Raw genomic sequence first — 4,819 nt, forward strand, 5'->3', positions numbered from 1 at the left:
CCCCAACTGGGTCACGACATAGGACACCTCGGGGAACTCACGCACGACCTCGCGTAGTTGTGCAGCCATGTCGCTGGCTTTATCCAGCGACAGACCTGTTGGCATCTGAACCTGCAGCCAGAGCGCGCCCTCATCCAGATCGGGCAGGAACTCGCGGCCAATCGTTGCGCCGAGAATCAATACACCGCAGAACGCGACAATGGCAATGCCGTAAGCAACGGGCAGGTTGTGCAGCAATCGGCCCAGGGTATGCGAGAAGCCTTCTTGCAGTCGCTTGAGCGGCTTGTTTTCGAATATCTTGCGTGGCTTGCGCAAGGCCAGAAATGCCAGTGCGGGCGTCAACGTCACCGTGCACAACAACGCAGCCAGAAGCGCGTAGCTAACGGTGAAAGCCATTGGCCGGAACAGCTTGCCTTCCGCGTGTTCGAATGCGAACAACGGGAAGTAAGCCGTGATGATGATCAAGGTTGCGAAAAAGATGGAGCGGCCAACATGACTCGTCACCAACATCACGTCTTCTTCGACGAGTACTTCCGTTGGCTTCATCTCGCGCTGCCGCAAGATCGCCTCGGTCACCACAATCGCACCGTCCACGATCACGCCGAAGTCGATCGCGCCGAGCGAAAAAAGATTGGCCGGCATCCGGGTGAACTGCATCAGGATGAACACCGTCACCAGTGACATCGGAATGGCTACTGCGGCAACCAGGGCCGAGCGCGGACTGCCCAGGAAAAGAATCAGCACAATGCACACCAGGCCGATACCTTCCATCACCGTGTGGAAAACTTTTTCCTTGGTTGCCGTCACCAGATTGTCGCGATCGATGTACGGCACGATCTTCACGTCCTGCGCCGCAAGCTGTTTGTTCAGCTCATCGACCTTGGCGTGAATCCCGTCCAGAACGCGCGATGCATTTTCGTATTTCAGCAGGTCACAGATGCCCTCGATCGTGTCGGGATTGTTGTCCTTGCCGAGAATACCTTCACGTACCTGATGGCCGTAGCGCAGCTTGCCAAGCTCACGCACCAGCACGGGGACTCCGTTATTTTGCGTAACGACGATGTCGCCCAGGTCCTGCAGCGAGTGCACCATGCCGATACCGCGCACGATGTAAGACTGCTCGCCTCGCGTGATGCGGCCACCACCCGCGTTCGATGTGTTGTTGGATATGGCTGTCGTAACCTGGCTGACGCTCACGCCGTAATGCAGAAGCTGCTGCGGATCGAGCTCCAGCTGAAATTCCTTGGTGAAGCCGCCGAAGTTGTCGACGTTGATCACGCCCGGAACCTGCTGCAATGCCGGGATGACGATCCAGTTCTGGATCTCCGACAGCTGCATCAGATTCTTGGTGTTGGATTCCAGCGTGTAGCGATAGATCTCGCCGGCCGGACCTGACACGGGATCAAGCCCCGGGGTAATGCCCGGCGGCAATGTTACTTGGCTGATGTGTTCCAGCACGCGCTGCCGTTCCCAATAATCGTCCGCTCCGTCCTTGAAAACGAGCGTGATAAGCGAAAGGCCGAACGTGCTGCTGGAGCGCATGCTGACCAGGCCCTGCGTATCGGCGAGGCCGCGTTCCAGCGGCGTGGTGATCTGTTGCTCGATTTCTTCGGCAGCCAGGCCCGGCACCTGCGTGGTGACCTGCGCCGTCACATCGCTCAATTCCGGATACGCCTCGATGGCCAGCTGCGTCCACGAGTAGTAACCGAAGATGAGGACAAGCACCGTCACGACGATGAACAACACACGCTTCTCGAAGCAGAAGCGGAAGAGTGCATTAATCATTGAGGAGCACTCCGCCCCGGACGATCACGCGATCGCCTTCCTTCAAGCCTTTCAGCACACGCGTACCATCGGACTCGTCGTAGCTGATATCCACCGTGCGGCGTTCGAATGTCCACGGCGACACTTCGACGAATACAGTGATGCTGTCGTTGTTCATCAGCAACGCCGATTGCGGGATGAACACCTGCTCCGGCTGCGGAATGTCGATGCGCGCGTTGGCGAACATGTTGGGCTTGAGCAATCCATCCGGATTGGCAAACGTTACGCGAACCAGATCGCGGCGCGTATCCGATTGCAGTACCGGATTGACGAAGGTGACGTTGCCATGGAACACCTTGTCCGGATAAGCCGCCAGCGTGGCATCGACCTTTTGTCCTTTGGCGACCATACCCGAATCGCTTTCCGGTACGTTCGCGGTGATCCAGACCGAGTCGAGATTCGAGATCGTCATCATCGAAGCTGTAGGATCGTTGACGTACACACCCGGTGCGACCGACAAGGCCGTGATGTAACCCGTGATGGGCGCAGTCACTTGCATCGGTCGCGCTGTTTGGGCATCGGGTTCACCGCCGACGGCAACAAGTCGCGTGCGTGCGCGGTCGTATTCCGCCTGTGCCTGGTTGTAGCTGCTCTGCGCCGCTTCCAGATCCTTGACTGCGTTACCGCCTGCCGCCTTCACACCCTGCGCGCGATCGAGCGCTTTCTTCGCAAGATTCATCGCATCGCGTGCTTTGACGACATCGGAATTCGCTTGCGCAAGATCGCCCGAATCGATGGTGGCGATCAGCTGTCCGCGAGTGACGTGATCGCCAAGCCCGACTTTCAGCTCGACCACTTTACCCGTGAGCGGGGGGAGCACACTGACGGTGCGTACGGGATCTGCCTCCACATTGGCCGGAAACACCATGGAGTGCGGCGCCTGGTGCATGTCCACCGGCTGCACGATCAACTCATTGCGCAACGGCGAATTGTCCGGAACTTTGTAGAGATTATTTTCGACGGTGAATGCCGGCGGCGGCGTGGCGTTTTCATCCGCACCATGTGAGCAGGCGGCCATGCTCAATGCCATAACGATCACGAGCGAGAGTCGTATGGCTGGTTTGTTCGACTGGTGAAACATAGGTCTTCCCTTCGGCTGGGCGCTCGAACGCGTTTCCTGCGACCACAAGGCCACAGAGCTGTTGCAAAACGGTGAAGGGGGAGCGGGTCGTTGCATTTCAACGACCCGGCGCGTCCCGGAACCGCGGTTTTTGGCCGCCTATGGCCTCCGCTTCCGGGTGAGGCTCCTTCTGGAGCACACGCGTGGGCGGGATCAGTAAGGCGAGTTAATTGTCGGAGATTCTGCTTGCGTGTGACTGTCCAAGTTCAGACTTTTCCTTCTGCGGTGTTGGCTGCAAGGGGTTCGCGAACTAGCCGGGCCTGCAACAGGCCGGCTCGCTCCAGCGGCAAATAGGCGATAGCTGCAAGATGCGAATGAATGCGCCTGAGGTCGCGCAGAATGCGCAGGTAGACATCGCCACCGCCGCCATCGCGTTGCTCACGCAAGGCGCGAATGTGCCTGTCGGAGGCGTCATTTTCCAAGCGCCATAACAGTTCTTTACGTTCGACCAGTTGCTGTGCGGCCCGCAGATCGCCGCGCATGAAAACAGTGATGCCCAGGCGAAGACTTTCCATCACCTGCTCATGCATGGCTGCAAGATCCTGGATGTCGTCGGCGGAAAAGTCCTGTCCGCTTTTGGCCTTCTTTGCGGCGAATTCCATCATGTTGTTCGCCGTAATATCACCGATATGCTCAATGTTCATGACGAACGCATGGATCTCCTGGCTGCGCTCCCCGTCTTCCTCGTTCAACGCTTCGCCGCCAAGGTCGGCGAGGTATTGACGAATGGCGATACCGAGGCGGTCCAGCGATGGATCCATGCGACTGATCACCGCGGCGCGTGCCGCATCGTCCTTGCCGAAAATTTCGACTAGGTTCGTGAGCATATTTTCGATCGTGTCAGCCATGCGCATGGCTTCGCGTGTGGCGTTCACCAGCGCAATGCCGGCGCTTTCCAGCACGGATTCGTCGAGGTAAAGCGGTTGACCCGGATCGGCAGGGCGCGGCGGGTCCGGTAGCAAACGCTCCAGCAGTCGTGCAAAACGCTCAGCCGGCAGGATGAAGATCAACGCCAATCCGAGATTGAACGCGGTGTGGAAATTCACCGCGATACGCGCTGCAGAAGAACCCAACGGCTCCAGCCAATGCGCCATGGGATGCAGCAACGGCAGGCAAATGATGCAACCCAGCGCACGCACCAACGTGTTACCCAGTGGCAGACGGCGCGCCATCGGCGTTTGCGCTTCCAACAATGCAGGCATCGTGCCGCCCAGGTTCGCACCCAGCACGAGTGCCAGGGCACCGGGCGCATCGATCACCCCCGCTGTCGCAAACGACATAATCAACAGCACCACGGCCACGCTGGAATGACAGATCCACGTAAGCAGCGCCGCTGCCAGCAAGGCCAATACCGGCTCGTCCGACAGTGCCTGCAATGCGTCGCGCAAGAGCTTTGCGTTTTCGATGGGCGCCATCGTCAGCACGAGCAGATGCAGCGCCAACAGCATTAAACCCAAGCCGATGCCGACACGACCGAGATTCTTGAGGCGCACGTCGTCGCTGCGACGATGCATCGCAAAGCCGAGCAAAACCAGGATCGGCGCGACGATCGCGATGTTGAACGACATCACCTGCACGATCAGCGTCGTACCGACGTTTGCACCGAGCATCACGACCAAGCCCGGCGCGAGACCGAGGAAGCCGCTCGCGGCAAACGACGTTGCCATCATGCCCGTGGCGGTACTGCTCTGCAGCAGCGCGGTGATGCATAGACCAAATGCAAATGCCGTCGGGCGCCGGCCGAGAAAATGGCCAAGCCCACGACGAAGCGTGCTGCCGTAACCACGCAGCACACCGCTGGTGACCATGTGCGTACCCCACAACAACAGGGCGACATAGCCGAAGATATCAAAGAAAGCGAACGTGCCTTTCATC

The 4,819-nt window shown here is 58.9% G+C and carries 3 protein-coding genes; all 3 read right to left on the reverse strand.

The window, feature by feature from the left end:
• On the reverse strand, nt 1-1,785 hold a 1,785-nt coding region (locus tag VK725_RS05690), incomplete at its 3' end, for an efflux RND transporter permease subunit (RefSeq protein ID WP_325317089.1).
• Nucleotides 1,778-2,905: an efflux RND transporter periplasmic adaptor subunit gene (locus VK725_RS05695; protein WP_325317090.1), complete on the reverse strand. Its 1,128-nt coding sequence runs from the start codon at nt 2,903-2,905 to the stop codon at nt 1,778-1,780. The genes VK725_RS05690 and VK725_RS05695, both read right to left, overlap by 8 nt.
• Before the next feature lie 245 nt (nt 2,906-3,150).
• Nucleotides 3,151-4,819: Na/Pi cotransporter family protein (locus tag VK725_RS05700; protein ID WP_325317091.1), on the reverse strand; the 1,669-nt coding region annotated here is incomplete at its 5' end.

Source organism: Dyella sp. (assembly GCF_035486915.1).
Classification (GTDB): domain Bacteria; phylum Pseudomonadota; class Gammaproteobacteria; order Xanthomonadales; family Rhodanobacteraceae; genus Dyella_B.